Genomic DNA, 21419 nt, shown 5'->3' on the forward strand with positions numbered 1-21419 from the left:
CTTTAGCACTTCAAAGGATTCTTCATGCGGTACGTAGTAGGCGTTGACCTTGGCGGAACCAAGACGGCAGCCGGAGTCGTGGCAGAGGACGGCTCGGTGTTGCTCACCGAGCAAATTCCCACCCTGAACCGTGACGGCGGCGAGGCCATCCTGGATGCCACGGCAGCCATGGTGCGCTCCCTCATTGCCCGCGCCGCAACGCTTGGCGCCACAGTTGAGGCCGTGGGTGTCGGCTCGGCCGGTGTCATCAATGCCGCCGAAGGAACCGTGATTTCCGCCACCGACGCCATCCTTGGCTGGACCGGAACCGCCATCACGGAGGGACTGACCGCAAGGCTGGGACTGCCGTCCGCCGTCGTCAATGACGTCCATGCCCACGCCCTCGGCGAGGCCTGGCACGGTGCTGGCGCCGGAGCGCCAACCGCGCTGATGGTGGCCTTTGGCACGGGTGTTGGCGGCAGCTTCGTCGTCAACGGCAGGCCGCTGCTGGGCCACCACTTCGTTGGCGGGCATGTGGGCCATTTCGCTTCGCCGTTCGCGGTTTACCAGGGCACGCCGCTGCCGTGTTCCTGCGGTCATGCAGGCCATGTCGAGGCGATTTCCTCCGGCCCCGCCATCCACGCCGCGTATCTGCGGGAAGGCGGAAGCGCCGCCCTGCCGGACACCAAGGCTGTGTTTGAATCGGCACGCTGCGGTGACACACTGGCCCTGGCTGTCATTGCCAGGGCAGCCGCCGCGGCAGGACAGGCCGTCGGTGGCTTGATCAACATTCTTGACCCTGCGATTGTTGTAGTCTCGGGTGGGCTTGCCGATGCCGGCGAGCTGTGGTGGTCGGGCATGGAGACGGCCATGCGGGCCGAGCTGCTCGCCCCGCTCGCGGCCGTGCAGGTGGTCAGGGCAAAGCTTGGCAGCACAGCGGCCATTGTCGGCGCAGCCTCTTTGGTTCTCACCCAATAATTAGTTCTATTTTTCTAGGAGTCACAGTGACGCTGAAATTGACCAACCTTGATGCGCTTGCCGGGGAGCTTGTGGTGTCCGCCCAGGCGTACCCCGGTGAACCCATGCGGGACCCGCGCACCATGGCCCAGGTGGCGGCGTCGGCCGTTACCGGCGGTGCCGCAGCAATCCGGGTGCAGGGCATTGCCGACATCCAGTTTGCCCGCGCAGCGGTTGAGGTTCCCGTCATCGGGCTGTGGAAGGACGGCCACGACGGCGTCTTCATCACCCCCACGCTGCGCCACGCCCTGGCCTGTGCCAGCGCCGGGGCGCACATTGTGGCGATCGACGGCACCCGCCGGCCCCGACCTGACGGGCTGACCCTGGCCGAGACCATTTCCGAGGTGCACGCCAACTCCAATTCCCTGGTGATGGCCGATTGCGGGTCCTTCGACGACGCCGTTGCCGCTGTTGAAGCGGGAGCCGACCTGATCGGCACCACCTTGGCCGGCTACACGGACGAACGCCCCAAGACCGACGGCCCCGACCTTGAACTCATTGCGCAGATCGCTGCCGCCAACCTGGGCAAACCGCTCATCGCGGAGGGCCGCATCCACTCCCCCGCACAGGCCCGCGCCGCCCTGGACGCCGGCGCGTTCGCCGTCGTGGTGGGCACCGCCATTACTCACCCCTCAACCATCACCGGCTGGTTCAAGGCGGCATTGAGCGACTAAAACCGCCTGCCACGGGGACCCATGTTGCGCCCCCGCGAGGGTGCACGTTGCGCCCCTCACGCCCCGCGAGAGTGCAGGAAATGCCGCTTTCACGCGTGGAAGCGGCATTTCCTGCACTCTCGCGTCGTTTTGCCTTCACCAACTGGCAGATGGTTCAGCCGCGGCGCCCGGCATCCGGCGCGCCCCGGATCGAAACTGCAGCTGATGCTGTTTCAGCAGCCAAAAACAGCATCAGCTGCAGTTTGGAACTGACGGAGCGGCCCCGCCCCGCCGGTTCGGCGCACTTCGGCGTGGATTGAGCACCCGGGAGACGCACAGGGCGGCACAGCGGCCCGCAGCCGCCCTGCGGCCGATGTTTATGGAACAGTGGCAGGTGAAAGATGCCCCACATTTTTTGCACTGACCTGCCGGCGCTGATATTTTTGTCCAGCCCACACCACTGTCGAAGGAGCGCCCCGCATGCTCACCACGAACCAGCTGCACATCGACGGCAGGCGGCACACCCTCCTGCCGGCCACGACGGTGGAGGCGCAACGCGCGCAGGTCCTGCTGATCCAAGCCGACGGGCAGGAGCGGCGCACCGCACTGGCCCTGGCGTTGACCGGCCGCATGAAGCCAACCACGGGAAGCGTGACGCTGGGCCACGACGACGCCATGTCCTCGCTGCGCCGGCGGAGCGCGATCGTGGACGCCCCGGATGTCAACGCTCCCGAACACCACCTGTCCGTCAGGTCCCTGACCTCGGAGGACCTGGCCCTGGTGCCGTTGAAGTTCCGGGACCGCACGCGACCCACGGAGTGGCTGGTCAAGCACGGGTTCCGCGACATTTTGGAGAAATGGGTGGAGGAGCTCGAACCGGCAAGGCTCCTGCATCTGCAGCTTGAGCTGGCCCTGGCCAACCGCGACGTCGATCTTGTCGTCGTGGACTCCCCCGACCGGCACACGGCCGACGTCTCCGCATGGCTGCCGCTGCTGGAGCAAACGGCCGCCGGCAGGATTGGCCTTGGCCCCGATGCCCGTACCGACGCTTCGTCCCGTCCGCTCATGGTCGTTGGCGTGGTGGGGCGCCTTCCTGATGATTGGGACGGGCCATCCGCGGTCGCCGGCAATGCGGAGGCGGACCATGCGGTCGCAGGCGCTACTGAGGCTGCCAAACCGTCCGGCGCTGATGCGGAAATGAAGTCCGACGGCGACCGGCAGCCGGCCGCCGCACACGGCAGCAACCGCCCGGCAGAGTTGGCAGACGCAGACGCGGCCGCCGCCCCCACCGTCGACGTTGGGGACAGTGACACCACCGCCGAGTCCGGGCCCGGCATCGAGCCCACTCCCGACCCTGGCCCGACCCCGGACCCAGCCGGCCCGACGCCCAGTCCCCACAAGGCCCCGGCCGGCCAGGAACACCCCCGCCACGAACACCCAGAGCAGGAAGAGGAATCCCGATGACAGTCTTCCGATTGGCGCTGTCCGAGCTCAAGCGCATGACCGGCGGGATCCTGCCGAAACTTACGATCGTGGCCATGGTCATGGTGCCGCTGCTGTACGGCGCCGTGTATCTCTACGCCAACTGGGATCCGTACGGCAACCTCGACCAGCTCAAAGCCGCAGTCGTGGTCCAGGACGAGGGCGCCGCCACCAAGGACGGCAAGGAATTGCACGTTGGCAAGGATGTGGCCGCCAACCTGGTTGAGGGCCACAAGTTCGACTGGCAGCTCGTTGCCACGCCGGAGCAAGCCAACGCGGGCGTCAAGAGCGGCGAGTTTGCCTTTGCACTGACCATCCCGAAGGACTTCTCGGCCAATCTGGCGTCGCCGGAGAACTTTGATTCAGCCACGCAGGCGATGATGAGCGTGACCACCAATGACGCCAACAACTATCTGCTGACCTCCATCGTGGACAAGGTTGCCACGCAGGTGCACGAGTCTGTGGCCCAGCAGGTCGGCGAGCAAACGGCCAACTCGCTGCTGACCGGCTACGGCACCATCCATGCGCAGCTGGTGAAAGCGGCCGACGGCGCGAAACAGTTGGCGGATGGCGCCGCCACCCTGGATGGCGGGGTGGCAACGTTGAAGACCGGCACCACCGATTTGGTGACGGGTGCCGATGCGCTGGCTGCCGGGCAGGTGCAACTCGTGACGGGCACCAAGCAGTTGCAGGCCGGTGCCGCCACCCTGGAGCAGGGCCTTGGCCAGTTGGAGACTCAAACGGCCACCCTGCCGGATAGCACGCAGCAACTGGCCGACGGCGCCGCTGCCGTGGCTGAGGGCAACGCCACCTTGAACACCAAGGTCCAGGGGGCCATCGGCACGGCGGAGAAGATCGACGACGCGTCCACGGCGGCCATCGGTGAGAAACTGGACCAGCTCGTCAGCGACGGGATCCTCACCAAGGCGCAGGCGGACAAGATTCGCACATCGCTGTCCACGGCCGCCACCAGTTCCACCATCACCGGCTTGAAGGATCAACTCGCGACCGACGCCGCCGATATCCAAAAGCTGGCGGACGGCTCAGCCGCGGTGTCCGAAGGGGCTGCAAAGCTGGCCGAAGCCACCCCCGCCCTCACAGCCGGCATCGCGCAGGCCCATGCAGGGGCCGGGGAGCTGTCCACAGGTGCCGCAACACTTGCCGAGGGGCAGGACACGGCCCTTGACGGTGCAAACCAGCTGGCCGCCGGGGCGAAGCAGCTCGACACCGGCGCCGGGGACCTGAAGGACGGTTCCGGTAAGCTCTCTGACGGCGCCGCCGAGCTGTCCACGGAGTTGCACAAGGGTGCCGGCCAGGTGCCCGACCCCAACGACAAGGACAAGCAAAACGCTGCGGGCGTCATTGCCGATCCCATCCGCGTGGACTCGGTCTCGCAGGCCCAGGCCGCCAACTATGGGTCCGGGCTGGCGCCGTTCTTCCTGGTCCTGGCGTTGTGGATTGGCGCGTTCATGCTGATCCAGGTCATGCGGCCGCTGACGGTGCGGGCGCTGGCCTCCAACGCGCCGTCGTGGAAAATCGCGCTGGGCGGCTGGTTGCCGTTTGCCGCCGTCGCAACGGCACAGGCCCTGCTGCTGTACGCCGTCGTAAAGTTTGGGCTGGGGCTTGAACCGAGCCATCCATGGCTGACCCTGGGACTGCTGTTGTTGGCGTCGCTGGCGTTCACGGCGCTGATCCAGGGAATATGCGCGCTGCTGGGCACGCCGGGCAAATTCGTGGTGTTGATCCTGCTGGTGCTCCAGCTCGTTTCCTCGGGCGGCACCTTCCCGTGGGAGACCACGCCCGAGCCGTTGCACATCATGCACCAGGTCCTGCCGATGGGGCATGTGGTGGAGGGCATGCGGCACTTGATTTACGGGGCGGACCTGGCTCCGCTGGTGCCCATTGTGCTTGGCCTGCTGGGCTACATGGTCCTGGGGCTGCTGTTTGCCTGGGCCGCCGTGACCAAGAAGAAGACGTGGACGCTGAAGACGTTGATGCCGGAGATCGAGGCCTGATTTCCGGCAGCCGGGAAATTTAGCGCGGCACCACGAAATGCTTCAGCCGGGCATCCTGACCGTCGAGGGTGGCCCAGTCGCCGTCGTGCTCAAAAGCCGCAAAGGCACTGGTGGGGAACCCTGAGGCCAGGTCCATGTACGCGTCCTGGTCCGACTCCCTGGAGGCCAGCCGCAGCGACAGCGACTGGATGCCGGGCATGTGGCTGATCACCATGAGGGTGCCGACGGTTTCCGGGACGTGGTTGATGACCGAGAGCATCGAGGCCGCCCCGGCGGCGTACAGCCCGGACTCCAGTTTGGGGGTGGGCGCCTTATCGCCAAGCTGCTGGCACACCCATGTGCAGCTCTGCCTGGTCCGCAGCGCCGAGGAACACAAAATAAAGTCGGGCAGCACGTCATTTTCCACCAGCCACTTGCCGGCCAGCGGCGCTTCGTGGTGGCCCCGCTGGGCCAGCGGCCTGTCGTGGTCTTCCACGCCAAGGGGGAAGGCCGCTTTTGCGTGGCGCATCAGGATCAGCCGTTTAATGTGGTGTTCGCTCATCCCCACAGTTTAGTGACGTTTAAAGAGGTACGACGGCGGATCGCCCACCTGAGGTGAGCGATCCGCCGTCGAACCGTCCGGAAAAGATCCGGAAGGGAAATCAGATGGAGTATTCCGGGGCGGCCCAGACAACCACTTCGGGGTGCTCGTAGAAGCGGTAGCCCTCGCCGCGGACGGTGCGGACCGTGTTGGCCAGGCGGCCCAGCTTGGAGCGCAGGCGGCGGATGTGCACGTCGATGGTGCGCTCGTTGGGGATCTCGTCGGCGTTGGACCACAGGCCCTCGAGAAGCTCGTCGCGGCCCACGGTGCGGGTGCCGTTTTCCACCAGGTAGTTCAGCAACTCAAATTCCTTGAACGTGAGGTTCAAGGTGTCGCCGTCCAGGTGGACTTCGCGGCGGGCAAGGTCGATCAGCACGCCCGAAGGACGCTGCTCAACGGCGGGAATGCGGATTGCTTCCTGGCGCTGGCGGGTGGCCACCGTCGGGTCGCCGAACGTGGAGCGGACAACGTCCAACGCACTGCCAACAACGTCCGACGGCGCAATCGCCACAGCCGCGTAACTCTGGGCCTGCGGGACAAGGGTTTGGGCGTAGGCACGGATGTCCTGGGCGAGCTTGGCCAGGGACGTGCCGGCGGCGGCAGCGGTGTCCTCGTCAACACCCACATAGAGGACAAAGCCCCGGGCAACGTTGTCGGGGCTCACGCCGTGCAGCTTGTCGCCCCCGGCAATGACGGGGGTGGGCTCGGTCATGGGGTTGCTTTCATTGCGGGGAACCGCGCGCAGGCGGGCGGCGGCTGTGCCGGTCTCGGACCGGTAGCTGTTGACATAGCCGGGGTGCTCGAGAGCGGCCGGGCGGGGCGGCGGCACCGGCCCTGCACTGCGGCCCTTGGCGGCATTTCTAACGGAGATGTGGACGTAACCGGATGCTACTGACATTGAACTACCTAGCTGTATGGCCGTACTCAACGGCGCGAATGCTTCCATTGGTTTTGAGGATCCAAAACCTTTGCTGCCCCGTACGTTGATGCGCTGCACTGAGGGCCGGCCCATGGGCCAAGTCTGGTGTTCGCCACGTTGTGCCTGGACATGTTCTGTCGACATTGCGTGGCATCCAGGGTTGTGATTTAGGCCTGCATTCGACAACCACGCATGAACCGTCCGGTCGATCCGAGACGGACAGTTGCTGCGGCTGCAGAATTCACTGAGTGGGTGTTCACATTAGCCAGTGTCCTACGTAACAAACCAAACTAGCAAGTAACATAGGCCGGAAATGTCCAGCATATGAGATCTTGCCCCGCATTGTGACTAAACTGACACTAATTTTTTACTGTCATTTCGCCCCTCAAATCGTGCCATTATCAAATATCCCGAGCTCAATTTTGATTTCTGGATTAATAAATTCGCCCAAATATGGATTCTGGATGAATAAGTTCATGCGCGCGTGATGTCCGGTTGGCGCGGTGTCGGCAAGCTCTCAGCGACACTCAGCTTTCTTTCATAATTTGCCGCTAAGTAAACAAATGTTTACCTGCCGGCGCCCATCCGGGGCGGCCGGCAGCACCTGGCCGGCACCTGGCCGCCACCGGCTAACCGGCCGGGCGACGCCGGCAGAGCTAACCGGCCGAGCGACGCAGCCCCGGCACCATCGCGAACGGGCGCACGGCCCTGATCTGGTCCCGCAGCCTGACGTTGTTGCGCCTGTTCATCATGACCAGGGCGGCCAGACCGGCGAGCACGGCAACCACCGCGGCCATGCCGAGCGACCAGCGGGCACCAAATTCGGTGGCAATCCAGCCCACCAGCGGCGCGCCAATGGGCGTCCCGCCCTGCAGGACCACCATGTAGACAGCCAGCACCCGCCCCCGCATGGCCGAGTCCGTGGTCAGTTGCACCGTGGTGTTGCATGCGTTCATGAACGTCAGCGACGCCAGCCCCACGGGCACGAGCGCAATGGCGTACAGGACAAAGCTCGGCATAAAGGCTGCCACGCCCACAGTCACGCCGAACGCCAGGGCGCCGCCCACAATATAAAGCATGCGCATCGTCTTGCGGCGCGCGGCCAGCAGGGCCGCCGCCAGCGTGCCGATCGCCATCACCGAGCCAAGCAGCCCGTACTCCCCCGGCCCCAGATTGAAAACCGTGGTGGCCATCAGCGCATTGGTGATCTGGAAGTTCATCCCGAAAGTGCCCACAATAAAGACCAGCACCATGATCATCATCAGGTCCGGGCGCTGGCGGATGTAGCGCAGGCCCTCGCGTATCTGCCCCTTGGCCCGGGGGACACGCACAGCAGGAGCCAGCTCGTGGGGGCGCATCCGCCACAGGGAAAAGATCACGGCCACGAAGCTGGCCCCGTTGATCAGGAAGGCCGGACCGGTTCCCACCAGGGCAATGACAAGACCTGCCACGCCCGGGCCGGCAAGGCGGGCCAGGTTGAAGGAGGCGCTGTTAAGGGCGACGGCGTTGGGCACGTCCTCCTTGGCGACGACTTCGGAGACAAACGCCTGCCGCGACGGGGCGTCAAAGGCGCTGGCCACTCCCAGCAGGAGTGCCAGCACATACACATGCCACAGCTCCACTGTCCCCGTAACGACGAGGATGCCCAGCAGGAAAGCACAAATTCCCATGCCGGTCTGCGTGACAAGGAGGAGCTTGCGCTTGTTGACCCTGTCACCCAGCAGCCCGGCATAGGGGCCCAGGAAAATGATCGGCAGGAACTGCAGTCCCGTGGTGATGCCTGCGGCGGTGCCCGAGTTGTTGGTCAGGACGGTCAGCACCAGCCAGTCCTGGGCCACACGCTGCATCCACGTGCCGATGTTGGAAACAAGGGCCCCCGTTACCCAGAGCCGGTAGTTGAAAACCTTGAGCGCCCGGAACATTGAACTCATCTATGCGCTCATCTCCTGCAGAATCAGTGCCGCCTCGTGGAGGGTGGCGCGTTCCTGCGGGGTCAGGGCCGACACCCTCTGCGCCAGCCACGCCGTCCGCTTGGACCGGGCACGCAGCAGGGTGGCGGCCCCGGACTCGGAGATCTGCACCAGCACCTGGCGTTTGTCCTGCGGGTTTTCCTCTCGACTGACAAATGCGGCCTCCGCCAGGGCATTGACGATCCGGGTCATGGACGGGGCCTGGATCTGCTCACGGGCGGCGAGCTGGCCCACCGTCTGTGGACCGCCCATGATGGCGGCAAGGACCGAATACTGCCCGGGGCTGATCTCCCCGGTGGCGGCTTCCGCGCGCAGCCTTCGCGAGGTGCGCATGACAGCCACCCGCAGCTCCGCCGCCAGCGGCCCGGCACCAATCCCCTTCGCTGCCTTGCGCCCCGCGCTGCCACCCGGAGGCGGCCCGGCGCCCGGCCCCGGCGCAACAGGGGCATCGGCAGCTGAGCCGGGGGACGACGTCGTGCGTTGCGTGGAAGTTTTTGCCGGTGAATGTTCGGCCATGGGTGCTCAGCTGCCTCAGAAAATGTTTTGTGTGCTCAGCTTCCAATCCTAGATCGTTAGCATTGCTAAGTAAATGGCCGGAGGTGACTCGTCGGTCACGGCACTACAAAGGTTGTTACCAAAATGTGACATGGGGTCTCGTTTCCGTTACTCTGTCTAAAGTGCCCACAGAACCGTCCTTGGTTCCCGGCATCGATGGACGGTTCGCCGAGCTCTGCCGCCGCCCATTTCCATCCATTGACCATGGCAGAGACGGGGGACCCAATCTTTATGGGCCCTTCCTACATGGAAGCCCTTGGGGTTAAGCCGGCGCAGTGAAGGCAGCAGTGATTTTGCTGCCGGGATCTGTGCGGCCGGATTCTCTAGTCCGTTCCCGACAGCTCACCTCGCAGGCGTAGAGAGGCCCACTCATGTCTGCTGCACCGCAGCGCGGCCGTCGCCGCGCCGAACCAGAGCGCCGTCCATCGATTTTTGGGCTTGCGTCCACCCGCACGGGATCACCTGCGGGAGCACGCGCCCGGACCCGGGCCGCCGGTCCGTCCGGTGCAGTCTCCGCCGTCACCACCACGGCCAAGTGCATGGCCGCAGTGGCGGTCCTTGGCGCACTCGTGGCCGGCGGTGCCGTCGCCCAGCAGGTGGGAACACAGCAGGCCGCCGGCGCAAACCCGGGCAGCCTCGTTTCTGCCGCCAGCACCACAGCACCGGCAGTGTCGGCCCCGCTTGACGCGCCGATCAGCTTTTCCGGCCCCAGCATCACGTCGAGCACAAAGCCGGCGGACGCAGCCCTCAAGGCCGAATCGAACGACGTCAAGGCCGATGCCACCACGACTGCTGCAGCTTCGAAGGCAGCTCCCTCCGGCGACAATCCTGCCGCCGCCCAGGCCTATGCCGCCGGCCAGCTGAGCTCCTTCGGCTGGGGCGCGGACCAGATGAGCTGCCTCACCCAGCTGTGGCAGCGCGAATCCGAGTGGCTCACCTCGGCCGAAAACGCCTCCAGCGGCGCCTATGGCATCGCCCAGTCGCTTCCCGCAAGCAAAATGGAAGCCACCGGCAGCGACTGGAGCACCAACTACGAGACGCAGATCCGCTGGGGCATGGGCTACATCCAGCAACGCTATGGCTCACCGTGCGGCGCCTGGGGACACTCAAACTCAGTGGGCTGGTACTAAAACTGGCGGCTGAGGCGTCGCAGGCAGCGCCTGTCCTGCTGCCCATTCTGGGCGGCACCCTCACCATGCCCGACGCCCGCACCGGCACGGCCCGCGACGTCGAGCTGCTGCCCTTCCACTTGGCACGCACCCAAATCACCCGGGCCAACTGGCACGCGGTGATGGACGACGCCGGGACCCCGCCCATGCTTTCCCGCGTCCCCATGCATCCCCTCACCTGGTTTGACGCTGTCCGGTGGTGCAATGCCGCTTCGCAGCTGGCGGGCTGCACCCCTGCCTACGCGCTCAGCGGCCGGGAGGTTGCCTGGGACGTCAACGCCGATGGCTACCGCCTGCCCACCGAGGCCGAGTGGGAGTGGGCGGCCAGGGCAGGAAGCTCTTCGCCGACGTACGGGCCCCTGGCGGAGATTGCCTGGACGGCGTTCGATGCCGTCGACGGGCCCAGGATGTTGCCCTCAAGACCCCCAACAGCCATGGCTTGTTCGACATGATTGGCAACGTCTGGGAGTGGTGCTGGAATTACGCGGATACCGCCCGCTACGGGGACTACAGAAGTTTGCGCGGCGCCGGCTGGGACGATCGGCAGTGGAGCGCCCGCGCGTCCGTGCGCCGGGGCAGTGCACCCGATGCCGTACTCGAAGATGTGGGATTCAGGGTGGCCCGTGGGGTTGTCGGAGTGCCTGACGCTGCTCAGGGCTGCTCGGCCGCAGGGGCGCCGGCCGCAGGCCGTTCGGCTGCAGCCCAAGGCTGGTCGGCTGCGGCTGACCGGCAACGGGCCGACATCAAGGGCCCGCTGCCCATGGGCTGGACACCCCTGCGCGGCCTGTAGCCCACACTTGAAGCCGCTTCCGCAGCTGCCTCAGCAGCTGAAAACGGGCTCAGCCGGCGGACCTTGTTCCAATCTGCGCTGAACTCGTGGCGGGTGTGCCGCATAACAGTGTCATGCGGCACACCCAGCTTGAGTTTTACTCAGATTGGGACAAACAGAAGGCGTTGTTAGTCCACGATGCCGTAGAGGCGGTCTCCGGCGTCGCCCAGGCCGGGAACAATGTACGAGTTTTCGTCGAGGCCTTCGTCAATTGAAGCAAGGACCACGTGCACGTTGTCGCGTCCGCCGTGGGCGGCTTCCAACTTGGCCAGTCCCTCAGGGGCTGCGAGCAGGCAGATGCAGGTGACGTCGGCGGCGCCGCGGTCAAAGAGGAACTTGAATGCCTCGATCAAGGTCGCGCCGGTGGCCAGCATCGGGTCAAGCACGTACACCTGACGGCCGGTCAGGTCATCGGGCAGACGCTCGGCGTAGGTGATGGCCTCGAGGGTTTCCTCGTTCCGGGCCATGCCAAGGAAGCCGACTTCGGCTGTGGGCAGCACGCGGGTCATGCCTTCGAGCATGCCCAGCCCGGCGCGCAGGATCGGCACCACCAGCGGTGTCGGCTTGGCAAGGCCGGTGCCCACGGTGGTGGTTACCGGCGTCTCAATGCTGACGGGCTCAACACGAACTTCGCGCGTTGCCTCGTAGGCCAACAGGGTCACCAATTCCTCGGTGAGCTGACGGAAAACGGGTGACGGAGTGTTCTTGTCCCGCAGAACGGTCAACTTGTGGGCTATAAGCGGATGATCCGCAACGAATACGCGCATGAATAAAAGCTACCATTGAGCCGTGCCCAACACATCGAATTTTCACCCAATCGAGACAACCACCACGGATTTGCATGCCCGCTGGATGGGTCTCGCGCTTACTGAAGCACAGCGCGCCCTGACGACGGCGGATGTGCCCATTGGCGCCGTCGTGCTTGGGCCCGACGGCGGAGTCCTGGGTTTGGGACGCAACGAACGCGAGGCGCACGGGGACCCGACCGCGCACGCCGAGATGGTGGCGATCCGCGAAGCCGCGGCGAAATTGGGGTCGTGGCGGCTTTCAGGCTGCACCCTGGTTGTCACGCTTGAGCCGTGCGCCATGTGCGCCGGGGCGATTGTGCTGGCGAGGGTGCCGCGCGTCGTGTTTGGGGCGTGGGATGAAAAGGCGGGCGCTGCCGGATCCGTATTTGACGTGTTGCGCGAACGCCGGCTCAATCACTGGGTCGAGGTGTTTCCCGGCGTGCGCGAGGACGAGTGTGCGGCGCTGCTCAAGGACTTTTTCGGCGGGCACCGCCAGTAAGCGGCCGCCACTGCTGGGAGGTCAGCGGACTGGAACCCCGCGGCCCGGCGCTCGCCAGCCGGGGAACTCGCCAGCCGGGCGTTCAGGGCTCGATGCGGAGCGGCTGCGTTGGCAGCACACACGACGCGCGCTCGAAGTCAGCGGCGTCGGCGCCAACGCGATTGTTCCGTCCGGTGTCGTCGCACCAGTCGAGGTTGTACGGGTAGGCGGACACCATCCCCTCGCCCGCCACCGCCCCAGCCGGGACGTTCACCGCGGCGCTGAACCCGCCTGCTGTCAATCTCCTCATGGCCGGCCGGCCGCCGCCGCGGTGTTGAGGGCGTCGATCCGCTTCTGCCTGCTGGCGGGCGAATCCAGACTGAAGGAGCGGAAATCGCCGAGGTCCTCGCGGATGAACGCCTCAACCTCAGCGATTCGCCGGCGAACAGCGATGGTGGACGCATCGAAGAGCCAGTGGGCGATGCGTTCGGCGCCGGGTTCGTACTGCCACAGGCCGATGATCCGTCCGCGGTCGACGATGGGGTGGTCAGGCAAATCGGCCGTAAGCGCCAGCTTTTCGGTGGCGAAGGGGCGGCCACGATCCTCTTCGGCGAAGTGGTCGGCTGAATTGCGGCGGAGCAGGAACAGCGAGTCGGAGCCGGACAGCAGCTGGATTTGCTCGCCCTTCGGGGCCTTGAAATCTGCCGCGGCGTCGGCATCCGCCGGCAGCATCCACAGTTCGTGGGCCTCCACGGCGCCGGCGGCTGCGAGCGCGGCCTTTGCCTGCGCCACAGTGAAGGCGGTGAACCACTGGGTCTGCTTGAGCGTGGCTCCGCCCGTCCAGCGCAGGTAGTTTTCCATCAGCCTGGCCCGTGCCTGCTCCGGAGATTCCACAGCCGGCGGCAGGCCCCAGGCCGTGTAGGCGTAGCGCTGCACGTCGAGTCTGCCATTGACGGGCACCCGGCGGATGCGGCCGTCGGCCTGCAGGAGGCCGAGCACGGTGGGCAGCGTGGTGGAGGCGCCCTTCTTCCTGCCTTCCTCACCCAGGCTGCGCACCGCATCCCCCAGCTGTACCTTGAGCTGTTTCGGGTCCAGGGCCTGGTTCGTGCCGGCATTTTGCAGGACCTGCAGGGTCTTTTCCGCCAAGGCCTCGACTTCCCCGCGTTCGACGCCGAGCTTGTCCAGGACCTTTGCCGCCGACTCTGCTGCGCCTTGGCCAAGCGACAGCGCCCAGGCAAAGTCGCGCTCGCCCAGCACGTAGGTGCAGCCACGCGCCGTCGGCAGTTCATGAATGCGCAGGGCCGCAGCCTCGGCGTCGACTTCCGCCCGTCGGATGCCCGCGCGGGCGAAGAGCGTCAGGTAGGGGTTGGCGCCGCCGACGGACCTCGCCCACCCTGCCGACGTGAGAACCGCCGCGGCATTGCTGCCCGCGAGTGAGCCGTCCAAACCTTGTTTGTGCCAGCTCCAGGCACGCCGCGTTGCACTGTCCATGTGCCCATCTTGCACCATGCCGGGGTGAGTGCGGGTGGCCATTTTTGTTGTAGCGCTTTGAGCCGGTAAGGTTGACGCGTTGGTGACGTGTCCGAGCGGCCGAAGGTGCAACACTCGAAATGTTGTTCAGGTGAGAGCCTGACGTGGGTTCAAATCCCACCGTCACCGCCAATGAAAACCCCCGGTTTACCGGGGGTTTTCTTCATTTCAAGGGGTACCGTGGTGCATTTATGGTGCAGCCTTCGTTAGCGCCACCGTCAAATTCCGCGAGGTTGACCCGATGGAGGGTGCCCGGGACGTGGTCACAGTGGCCGCAATTGGTAAGCTAAGGCATGCGCCGATGTCGTCGGCGAACTTTTTCCGTTGCGCACCGCACCAGCGTGGCAGCCGAGCAGCGACCATCCCGGCCCGAATTTCAGTGCCGATGAACAAAGGAAACCATTGGGTACCCAGACTAATGACAAGACTTCAGCACCTGTGCAGGAAGAAGATCGTGGCGGCCTGGCCAGCAACCTGATCGGTATTTGGACAGTGGGCGGCGGCATCATCTGCTTCGCCCTGCTGATCTGGTTTGGTCTGTAAAAATACGCCGACTTGCAAAACGCCCATCGGAGTTTTCGATGGGCGTTTTTGTGTTTCACCCCATGGACCGGCGGTCCGCTTTGTCGACGACGAACCGGAGTTGGCCGAGCTACTGCACCGAGTCACGGCGATGACCGACGACAGCCCTTGCCGCCGCACAGAACCACTGCGTCCCGGACATACCGGGAAGCAGTGGTTCTGATGTGACCAAGTGAGTCACCTGAAACAGTTCTAATTCTACTTATCGCAGGCAATACCGTCGTTGTCTCTATCCAGTGCCGATCGGTAGCCGGGCTGGCCCTGGTAGATGGGCGCCGCTCCGGCTGCCTTGGCCGCTGTACAGTTCGGATAGTATGCGGCTGCTGGCGCCGGCTGCTGAGCCGCCTCTTCGGCCGCCACACGGGCGGCTTCGTCTGCAGCCGCCTGTTCGGCAACCACACGGGCGGTCTCTTCTGCAGCTGCCTGCTCGGCCGCCACACGGACATTTTCATCTGCAGCTGCTTTCTCGGCTACAGCTTGCTCTGCAACCACACGGGCGGCCTCTTCCGCAGTTGCCTGCTCGGCCGCCACACGGACAGCTTCGTCTGTCACTGTTTTCTCGGCCGCCATCTTTTCAGCGATCACTTTGACTTCCGCAACTCGCTTTGCCTCGGCCCGATCTGAAACCAGGGCTTTGGAGTCCTTCTCCAACATCCACACCAGCACACCTGTGTCGTCAAGGGTGCAGACATAGCCTGCCGCCTGTTCGGTGACGGTTGCCCCATCGTCGAAACACTCTTCAAGCAGCAGAGATTTCGGAACGCGGCTGGGGGTTGAGCTCGGAGTTGCGCTGGCCGATGCGTTGGACGACGGCGAAGCACTAGTCGTCGATGCCACCTTGACTTCCGCGAGCGGCATCACCGTACTGGGCATCGGACCACTTGCCGTTACCACGATCGAACCAGCAATCAAGGCAATCACACCAGCGCCAACAGCGGCACCAGCACCCTTGCGGTGCGGCAAGCCAATCCACGATCGGCGACCAAAAAGAAGCGCATACAGTGCGGTGAGGATCAAGAACAAGGCAAACACAACCATCCAGCTGCCAAACCCACCGGTCGGCACAGCAATTATCAGGAACAGGAGCCAAACGGCCGCGGTAATCCAAAATGATACTGTCGGGCGCCAAATGGCCTTGCTGGTCCCTGCAGAAAAGTTCTTAGTCATGTTGTTCCTCAACAGGTGGTCAAATGATGATCGAAAAAAGCCGCCAGATAGGCTTGACGTCATTCTAGAACACAGAAAACTCCCAGCAACCACCCAGCCCCTACCGTGGCGGATGCCAGAGAATGAGGACATGTCCATTCCAACCCCAGCAGCGTCAGCCCTCCCCAAGCTCACCCGGGCGGACGGCGAACCCATTCGCGCCCTGGTGGTCGACGACGAACCCGAGCTGGCCGACCTGATGCGCCGCGGCTTGGAGATAACGGGCTGGGAAGTGAAAACTGCCCTCGACGGTTTTTCGGCGTTGAAGATCGCCCGCGAGTTCATCCCCGACGTCCTGGTCCTTGACGTCATGATGCCCGGCATGGACGGCGTCGAACTGCTGCAACGGATCCGCACCATCTACCCGGAAGTGCCCGCCCTCTTTCTGACCGCAAAAGATGCCGCCACCGACAAGGTGGCCGGCCTGCAGGCCGGCGGCGACGACTATGTCAGCAAACCGTTCAGCATGAAGGAAGTCCTGCTCCGGCTGCACAGGATCGTACAGCGCTCGGGCATCACGGCTCCGCAATTCGCGCTCCTGACTGTGGGCGACCTGACCCTTAACAAGGACACCAAAGCGGTGCAGCGCGCAGGCGTGGACATCTCCCTGACCACCACCGAATTTGAGCTGTTGAAGTTCCTGATGGAAAACCCGCGCCACGTCCTGAGTAAGTCGCGCATCCTGGACCGCGTCTGGAACTACGACTTTGGCGGCCAAAGCAACATCGTTGAGCTCTACATTTCCTACCTCCGCAAGAAGATCGACGTCGACCAGGAAGCCATGATCCACACGGTCAGGGGCTCCGGTTATGTGATCAAGCCATGTCCTTGAGCCGCCCGGAGACCACTACTGCCCAGGCACCCAGCCCGGCACACAAGAACGCCAAGGCCAGGCACGGCGCCAAAGCACTCCTGCACCCGGGCACCTGGCACCTGAGCACCCGCCTGGTCGCCGTCATGCTGGCCCTGCTCACCGTCATTTGCATCCTCGTGGGCATGGTCAGCTACACCGCCCTGAGCATGACGGTAAACAGCCAGCTCGACGCCTCGCTGCAGCAGGCAGCCCTGCGCACCACCGCCTTTTACACCAGCCCCGACTCCAGCGGCAGCGGCCCCCTGCCCGACCCCCTCAATGCCCGTGCCACCAGCGCCGGCCAGGTCAGCGCCGTCCTGAGCAACGGCGTCGTGCATTATGCAGGCATCCTGTCCAGCTCCGGCACGCGCCAACAGCTGACAACCGCCGACGCCGACATTCTCGCCGGACTCTCAACCAACGGCGATCTCAGCAGCCGGACCCTGTCCATCGGCAAATACCGGCTCCAGGCTCAGGCAGTCCCGAGCGGCGACATCCTCATTACGGGCCTCCCGCTGGCCGCCACCGACCAAACCCTGTCCACCCTGGTGCTCTCCATCGTGCTTGTTTCGCTGGCCGGGCTCATGGCGCTGGGCTGGGCCGGCACCGTCATCATCCGCCGGAACATGCGCCCGCTCGGACAGCTTTCGGACACTGCCACCAAGGTTTCAACGCTAAGGCTCGACGCCGGAGAGGTCGCCCTGAGCGCCCGGGTCCCGGACACCGCGGCCCACCCGGGCACCGAAGTCGGCAACGTGGGGAACGCCTTCAACGCCATGCTGGACAATGTGTCCCACGCGTTGGAGGCCAGGCAGCGCAGCGAAACCAAGCTGCGCCGTTTTGTTGCCGACGCCAGTCATGAGCTCCGCACCCCCCTGACGGCGATCCGCGGCTACGCCGAGCTGCTCTCCATGACGGAACCGCTGAGCACCGACGGCCAGACAGCCCTGGGCCGGGTGCAGGACCAGTCGGTGCGGATGAGCCGGCTGGTGGAGGACCTGCTGACGCTTGCCCGCCTGGACGAGGCACAGCAGTTGGCCAACGGGACGGGGACGGCCGGGAAAACCATGGGCGCCCCGACCCCCGTGAACATGAGCCCGCTTGTCATGGAGGCTGTGCGCGACGTTCAGGTGGCCACACCCGACCATCAGTGGAGCTTTTCCGTGCCCGACGAGCCGGTGGAGGTCGTGGGCGAGGACACGGCACTGCGCCAGGTGCTGCTGAACCTGCTGGGCAACGCCGCCAAGCACACGCCGGCGGGGACAAGCGTCCATGCAGACCTGTCCCTGGCACCGGATGGCAGCTGCCTGCTGGAGGTCAGCGACGACGGCCCCGGCATCGCCCCGGCCTTCCAGGACATCATCTTTGACAGGTTCTCACGCGCAGACCAGGCCCGCACCGGCACCACCGGCAGCACCGGATTGGGCCTGAGCATCGTGCAGGGAATTCTGCAGGCGCACCACGGCACAGTGAAAGTTGCCAGCTCACCGGGCAAAACCACCTTCAGTGTGCAGCTGCCCGTTGCGGCCCGGCCGCGGGCCGCTGGCGGGACGGCACAGCCTGAGGCGCCAACGCCCGGGACGGCACAGCCGCCGCCTCCACCGCCGAGCACAAGCACACCCAAACCCGCACCCGCTGCCACAGCCACGCACTCGGGTACGCGCCCGGCCCCACGCACAGGCGCACACCCGGATGCGAATGACGGCTTTTCCTCGATAAGCTAGGAACATTGGCTTAGTCGAAGGGAGCAGTGTGCAGCACTCCCCCTTCAGGCTGCTCCGAACCACTTTGGTGGGCGCCACCGTCCTCGGACTGGCTGCCGGTGCGCACCTTCTGGCCGGTGGCACCCTGCCGGCGCCCTTCATCATGGCAGCAATCCTTGCACTGCACACGCTGTGTTCGAGCGTTGCCACCAGATTCCGCCTGACACCCCCGGCCATGGCCGCCCTGCTGGCCAGCAGCCAAATTGTCCTGCACCAATGCTTTGAAACACTGTCCCACGGCGCCCGGATCGCGGCCGCGCCCGGAACGGGATCGGCCGCAGCGGAAGCCATGAGCCACCAGTCAATGTCCGCCGAGGCACACGCCTCCGCCATGCTGGCCCAGGCAACGTCACTGGCCACACCGGGCCTCGCCCATCTCGGCAATGGGCACCTCGGCCATGCAGGGGCCATGTCCGGCTGGATGTGGGCAGCCCACGCGGCCGCAACCCTGGCCGCCGCCGGCCTGCTGGCCTACGGCGAGCACGCCCTCTGGTCCCTCGCGAACTGGCTGCGCCCGCTCTACCGGTGTGCCGCCGTCATCCTTGTGCTGCCGGTGAAAGCCGCACGGCCCAGCGTCATTCCGCGTCCCCTGCCCCGCCTGCCGTGGCGCAATCTGCCGCCCGACACGCGCCGCGGCCCGCCGGCCCCGAGCGCAATTTTCGCCTAGCACCCTTCGAACTCGTCGCAGGGTGCCCACCCCTGTACCCCTGCGCCTTGGCGCGTTCGAAAGGTTTCACCATGCGTTTTTCCCGTACCCTCAAGACCACCGCAGCCCTCGGCACCACCGCCGGGCTGATGATGCTGGGCCTCGGCGCGGCGTCCGCCCACGTCTCGGCCACCCCCACCGAAACGGCCGCCGGCGCGTACTCGCTGGTCACGTTCGCGGTGGGCCACGGCTGCGACGGATCGTCCACCACGGCGCTGACCATCACGCTGCCGGACGAGCTCACCGACGCCACCCCCACCGTCAACCCGAACTGGACCATCAGCAAGTCGGTGGAGAAGCTGGACACGCCCGTCACGCTGGCCAACGGCAGCAAGGTCAGCGAGCGCACCGCGTCCATCACCTACACGGCGAAGACCCCGCTGGCCGACCACGAGCGCGACACGTTCACCCTGTCCCTGCAGCTCCCCGACGCCGCCGGCACCACCCTGCACTTCCCCACCCTGCAAAAGTGCGAGACCGGCCAGACTGACTGGAAGGAAATCCCCGCCGCGGGCGCCGACCATGATTCCGTGGACGCCCCGGCCCCGGAACTGACCGTCACGCCTGCGCTGGCAGGTGACGCCCACGGCGCCCACGCCTCCGCTTCTGCTGACGCGGCGTCGAATTCATCGCCGACGGACGACGGCGGCACCACTTGGCCTGCCTGGCTGGGCCTCGGTGCGGGGCTGGCCGGGCTGGTCATGGGCGGCTTGGCGTTCCTGCGCACCTCCCGCAAGTCGTAACCCTCCCTCCTTGGTCTGTGTGGCAGTTGTTGGACGAAAAAGCCAAAAGAAAGCGCTTTCCAGGCCAACAACTGGCACACAGATCCCGGCGGAGGGGCAGAGCCGGGCGGGGGTGCGGCGGCGGGGGAGGTTGACTCGGGAATCCGGGAGCGCAAAAGTGGGGTTATGACTATTGCGCAGCGGACCCCGGCCGGACGACCCCACCTTGGCAAGATGTTTGCACTGGCGGCCGTCGTCGGTCTGGGGGCGTCGCTTGCTGCGTGCGGGCCTCAGGGTTCCACGGGGCAGGAGTCGGCGCCCCCGGCCAGCACCTCGTCTGCGAGTCCAAGCGCCAGTCCCAGCGAACCTGCGGGTACAACCGGAGAAGCGCCCACGGAAAGCCCCGCGCCCAGTGCAACGGCAACCCCGGACCCGGCCCTTTGCACAGCGGCTTCGCTCGCGGGTGCCCTGGATGACTCAGGCGGCGGCGCAGCGGGGCACATCTACATGAAACTCGTGGTGACCAACAGCTCCGACACCGAGTGCATCCTGGACGGCTACCCGGGAGTTTCCATGGTTGCCGCCGGCACGATCGACCCGATTGGGGCTCCGGCGGACCGCGATCCAAACGCACCCTCCACCGGCCCCATCGCCCTGGCCCCGGGGCAAAGCTCGACCGCGGTGCTCAACTACACGCAGGCCGACAATTACCAGGGTTGCCAGCATGAGCAGGCGGACTCGGTCCTGGTGTATCCGCCCAGCGCAACCGACAGCCTGGAGATCCCGCACCCGTTGACAGCATGCGGCAACGCCGACATCAAGCTGCTGACAATTGGCGCCTTCCAGCCGTAGCCGGTTACGGCCGCAGCGCCTCATCGGGGTCGAATTCCTCGAAGGAGCCGATGAACCCGGGATCGCTGTCCTGGGATTCCCGGCGCCGGCCGTGACGCAACACGTGCAGCTTGTTGGCGGCAAAGGCCAACACCGCCGCCGTCAGCAGATGCATGGCCCCGCCCCAGACGTCGGCGTGGACGATTGCCGTCAAGAGACCCGTAAACGCGACGGCCGCGCCCACCGTCACAAGCAGCCGCAGCCGTTCAAACGTGCCGTACACAATGAGCGCCGCACCCAGGACCAGCCAGGGGCCCGCACCGTTCAAGAACGGGAGGAGGGCCGCCAGGACCATGCCCAAGGCGGTGCCACCGGCAAGGTAGAAATAGTGGTTCCGCGGCGCCAGCCACCACGAAGGGCGCCGCCACAGCCAGGCGGCACTCATTCCGCCGACCAGCAGTGACCCCACCAGGAAGAAGCGAGCATCGGCGCCATTGCCGCGAGCCGTCATCATGCTGACGGCACCGGCAGCCAGAAACAGCAATGACAGGCCCAGCAGGGGAATCCAATTGTTCCCAATGTGCCGTGTTTGCACCGTGCCCAGCCCCCAAACGATCCCATATGGCGGGAGAACCGGCCGGGCACACCATTTGTGTCGGACCGGCGCCGGCAACCCTTGCCGCTCCAACACTAAGATTACCGCTTGGCACTGACACCCAAGCACCGGCGGCGGTGTGACGCCGGTCGAGTCGCCCCGCTGGCACACCAGCCATCCCACCGGCACCCCGAGGG

General features: G+C 65.5%; 24 protein-coding genes, 1 tRNA gene and 1 riboswitch. Of the genes, 16 read left to right on the forward strand and 9 right to left on the reverse strand.

Translation table 11 applies throughout. The features are described 5' to 3' along the window. Positions 1–24 precede the first annotated feature (24 nt). From ACT3TS_RS04820 to ACT3TS_RS04840, 5 genes are all read left to right on the forward strand, one after another. Positions 25–957 (forward strand): ROK family protein, encoded by a 933-nt coding sequence (locus ACT3TS_RS04820; protein WP_444530359.1) that lies wholly within the window; start codon positions 25–27, stop codon positions 955–957. Between the two features lie 26 nt (positions 958–983). After that, a complete protein-coding gene (locus ACT3TS_RS04825; RefSeq protein WP_444530360.1) occupies positions 984–1670 on the forward strand; it encodes an N-acetylmannosamine-6-phosphate 2-epimerase in 687 nt (228 codons plus the stop codon). A gap of 80 nt (positions 1671–1750) precedes the next feature. Beyond that, positions 1751–1969, forward strand: coding sequence for a hypothetical protein (locus tag ACT3TS_RS04830; protein ID WP_444530361.1), 219 nt, complete (start codon positions 1751–1753; stop codon positions 1967–1969). A 160-nt stretch (positions 1970–2129) separates the two neighbouring features. After that, positions 2130–3113 carry an ABC transporter ATP-binding protein gene (locus ACT3TS_RS04835; RefSeq protein ID WP_444530362.1) on the forward strand — a complete coding sequence of 328 codons (984 nt, stop codon included), beginning with the start codon at positions 2130–2132 and terminating at the stop codon, positions 3111–3113. Then, positions 3110–5146, forward strand: a complete 2037-nt coding sequence (locus ACT3TS_RS04840) for a YhgE/Pip family protein (protein ID WP_444530363.1) — start codon at positions 3110–3112, stop codon at positions 5144–5146. Before ACT3TS_RS04835 ends, ACT3TS_RS04840 begins: the two co-directional genes overlap by 4 nt. Before the next feature lie 19 nt (positions 5147–5165). On the opposite strand, the gene ACT3TS_RS04845 is transcribed toward ACT3TS_RS04840, so the two are convergent. The 4 genes from ACT3TS_RS04845 to ACT3TS_RS04860 all read right to left on the reverse strand — a co-directional run bounded on the left by ACT3TS_RS04845 (position 5166) and on the right by ACT3TS_RS04860 (position 9131). Continuing rightward, the gene (locus ACT3TS_RS04845) at positions 5166–5687 is read right to left on the reverse strand and encodes a SixA phosphatase family protein (protein ID WP_444530364.1); all 522 of its coding nucleotides are present in this window, start codon (positions 5685–5687) and stop codon (positions 5166–5168) included. A gap of 100 nt (positions 5688–5787) precedes the next feature. Further along, positions 5788–6624: a winged helix-turn-helix domain-containing protein gene (locus ACT3TS_RS04850; RefSeq protein WP_444530365.1), complete on the reverse strand. Its 837-nt coding sequence runs from the start codon at positions 6622–6624 to the stop codon at positions 5788–5790. Between the two features lie 677 nt (positions 6625–7301). Next, on the reverse strand, positions 7302–8576 hold the full coding sequence (locus tag ACT3TS_RS04855; protein WP_444530366.1) for an MFS transporter: 1275 nt from the start codon (positions 8574–8576) through the stop codon (positions 7302–7304). Then, complete coding sequence (locus tag ACT3TS_RS04860) at positions 8577–9131, reverse strand: MarR family winged helix-turn-helix transcriptional regulator (protein ID WP_444530367.1); 555 nt, start codon at positions 9129–9131, stop codon at positions 8577–8579. It lies immediately after the preceding gene. A 211-nt stretch (positions 9132–9342) separates the two neighbouring features. Then, positions 9343–9538: riboswitch (cyclic di-AMP (ydaO/yuaA leader) on the forward strand. Between the two features lie 3 nt (positions 9539–9541). Here ACT3TS_RS04860 and ACT3TS_RS04865 point away from each other — a divergent pair. From ACT3TS_RS04865 to ACT3TS_RS04875, 3 genes are read left to right on the forward strand one after another with little or no spacing between them, the layout of a single operon-like run. Beyond that, a complete protein-coding gene (locus ACT3TS_RS04865) occupies positions 9542–10300 on the forward strand; it encodes a transglycosylase (protein WP_444530368.1) in 759 nt (252 codons plus the stop codon). Continuing rightward, positions 10258–10791, forward strand: coding sequence for a formylglycine-generating enzyme family protein (locus tag ACT3TS_RS04870; protein WP_444530369.1), 534 nt, complete (start codon positions 10258–10260; stop codon positions 10789–10791). Before ACT3TS_RS04865 ends, ACT3TS_RS04870 begins: the two co-directional genes overlap by 43 nt. Further along, the gene (locus ACT3TS_RS04875; RefSeq protein WP_444530370.1) at positions 10788–11129 is read left to right on the forward strand and encodes an SUMF1/EgtB/PvdO family nonheme iron enzyme; all 342 of its coding nucleotides are present in this window, start codon (positions 10788–10790) and stop codon (positions 11127–11129) included. Before ACT3TS_RS04870 ends, ACT3TS_RS04875 begins: the two co-directional genes overlap by 4 nt. Positions 11130–11296: 167 nt before the next feature. On the opposite strand, the gene upp is transcribed toward ACT3TS_RS04875, so the two are convergent. After that, entirely contained in the window at positions 11297–11935 is a 639-nt protein-coding gene (gene upp / locus ACT3TS_RS04880; protein WP_444530371.1) for a uracil phosphoribosyltransferase, read from the reverse strand. An 85-nt stretch (positions 11936–12020) separates the two neighbouring features. Here upp and ACT3TS_RS04885 point away from each other — a divergent pair, with 85 nt between their 5' ends. Next, on the forward strand, positions 12021–12455 hold the full coding sequence (locus ACT3TS_RS04885) for a nucleoside deaminase (RefSeq protein WP_444530491.1): 435 nt from the start codon (positions 12021–12023) through the stop codon (positions 12453–12455). Between the two features lie 82 nt (positions 12456–12537). On the opposite strand, the gene ACT3TS_RS04890 is transcribed toward ACT3TS_RS04885, so the two are convergent. Next, entirely contained in the window at positions 12538–12744 is a 207-nt protein-coding gene (locus ACT3TS_RS04890) for a hypothetical protein (RefSeq protein ID WP_444530372.1), read from the reverse strand. After that, positions 12741–13925, reverse strand: a complete 1185-nt coding sequence (locus ACT3TS_RS04895; RefSeq protein WP_444530373.1) for a DNA glycosylase AlkZ-like family protein — start codon at positions 13923–13925, stop codon at positions 12741–12743. The genes ACT3TS_RS04890 and ACT3TS_RS04895 overlap by 4 nt, the downstream gene beginning before the upstream one ends. A gap of 81 nt (positions 13926–14006) precedes the next feature. Between ACT3TS_RS04895 and ACT3TS_RS04900 the strand changes: the two genes are divergently transcribed. Both ACT3TS_RS04900 and ACT3TS_RS04905 read left to right on the forward strand, forming a co-directional pair. Continuing rightward, positions 14007–14096 (forward strand) — tRNA-Ser (locus ACT3TS_RS04900). A gap of 270 nt (positions 14097–14366) precedes the next feature. After that, entirely contained in the window at positions 14367–14507 is a 141-nt protein-coding gene (locus tag ACT3TS_RS04905; RefSeq protein WP_444530374.1) for a hypothetical protein, read from the forward strand. Positions 14508–14744: 237 nt separating this feature from the next. On the opposite strand, the gene ACT3TS_RS04910 is transcribed toward ACT3TS_RS04905, so the two are convergent. After that, a complete protein-coding gene (locus tag ACT3TS_RS04910) occupies positions 14745–15851 on the reverse strand; it encodes an excalibur calcium-binding domain-containing protein (RefSeq protein ID WP_444530375.1) in 1107 nt (368 codons plus the stop codon). Here ACT3TS_RS04910 and ACT3TS_RS04915 point away from each other — a divergent pair. The 5 genes from ACT3TS_RS04915 to ACT3TS_RS04935 all read left to right on the forward strand — a co-directional run bounded on the left by ACT3TS_RS04915 (position 15844) and on the right by ACT3TS_RS04935 (position 20648). Next, positions 15844–16584 (forward strand): response regulator transcription factor, encoded by a 741-nt coding sequence (locus tag ACT3TS_RS04915; RefSeq protein WP_444530376.1) that lies wholly within the window; start codon positions 15844–15846, stop codon positions 16582–16584. The two genes, ACT3TS_RS04910 and ACT3TS_RS04915, sit on opposite strands and share 8 nt — an antisense overlap. Then, positions 16575–18329, forward strand: coding sequence for a sensor histidine kinase (locus ACT3TS_RS04920; protein ID WP_444530377.1), 1755 nt, complete (start codon positions 16575–16577; stop codon positions 18327–18329). The genes ACT3TS_RS04915 and ACT3TS_RS04920 overlap by 10 nt, the downstream gene beginning before the upstream one ends. 28 nt (positions 18330–18357) lie before the next feature. Beyond that, positions 18358–19035 (forward strand): hypothetical protein, encoded by a 678-nt coding sequence (locus tag ACT3TS_RS04925; protein WP_444530378.1) that lies wholly within the window; start codon positions 18358–18360, stop codon positions 19033–19035. A 71-nt stretch (positions 19036–19106) separates the two neighbouring features. Further along, positions 19107–19817, forward strand: a complete 711-nt coding sequence (locus ACT3TS_RS04930; protein ID WP_444530379.1) for a YcnI family copper-binding membrane protein — start codon at positions 19107–19109, stop codon at positions 19815–19817. A 165-nt stretch (positions 19818–19982) separates the two neighbouring features. Next, complete coding sequence (locus ACT3TS_RS04935; RefSeq protein ID WP_444530380.1) at positions 19983–20648, forward strand: DUF4232 domain-containing protein; 666 nt, start codon at positions 19983–19985, stop codon at positions 20646–20648. A gap of 4 nt (positions 20649–20652) precedes the next feature. On the opposite strand, the gene ACT3TS_RS04940 is transcribed toward ACT3TS_RS04935, so the two are convergent. Continuing rightward, the gene (locus tag ACT3TS_RS04940; RefSeq protein ID WP_444530381.1) at positions 20653–21222 is read right to left on the reverse strand and encodes a hypothetical protein; all 570 of its coding nucleotides are present in this window, start codon (positions 21220–21222) and stop codon (positions 20653–20655) included. Positions 21223–21419 lie beyond the last annotated feature (197 nt).

Source organism: Specibacter sp. AOP5-B1-6 (assembly GCF_052376555.1).
Taxonomy (GTDB): Bacteria; Actinomycetota; Actinomycetes; order Actinomycetales; family Micrococcaceae; genus Specibacter.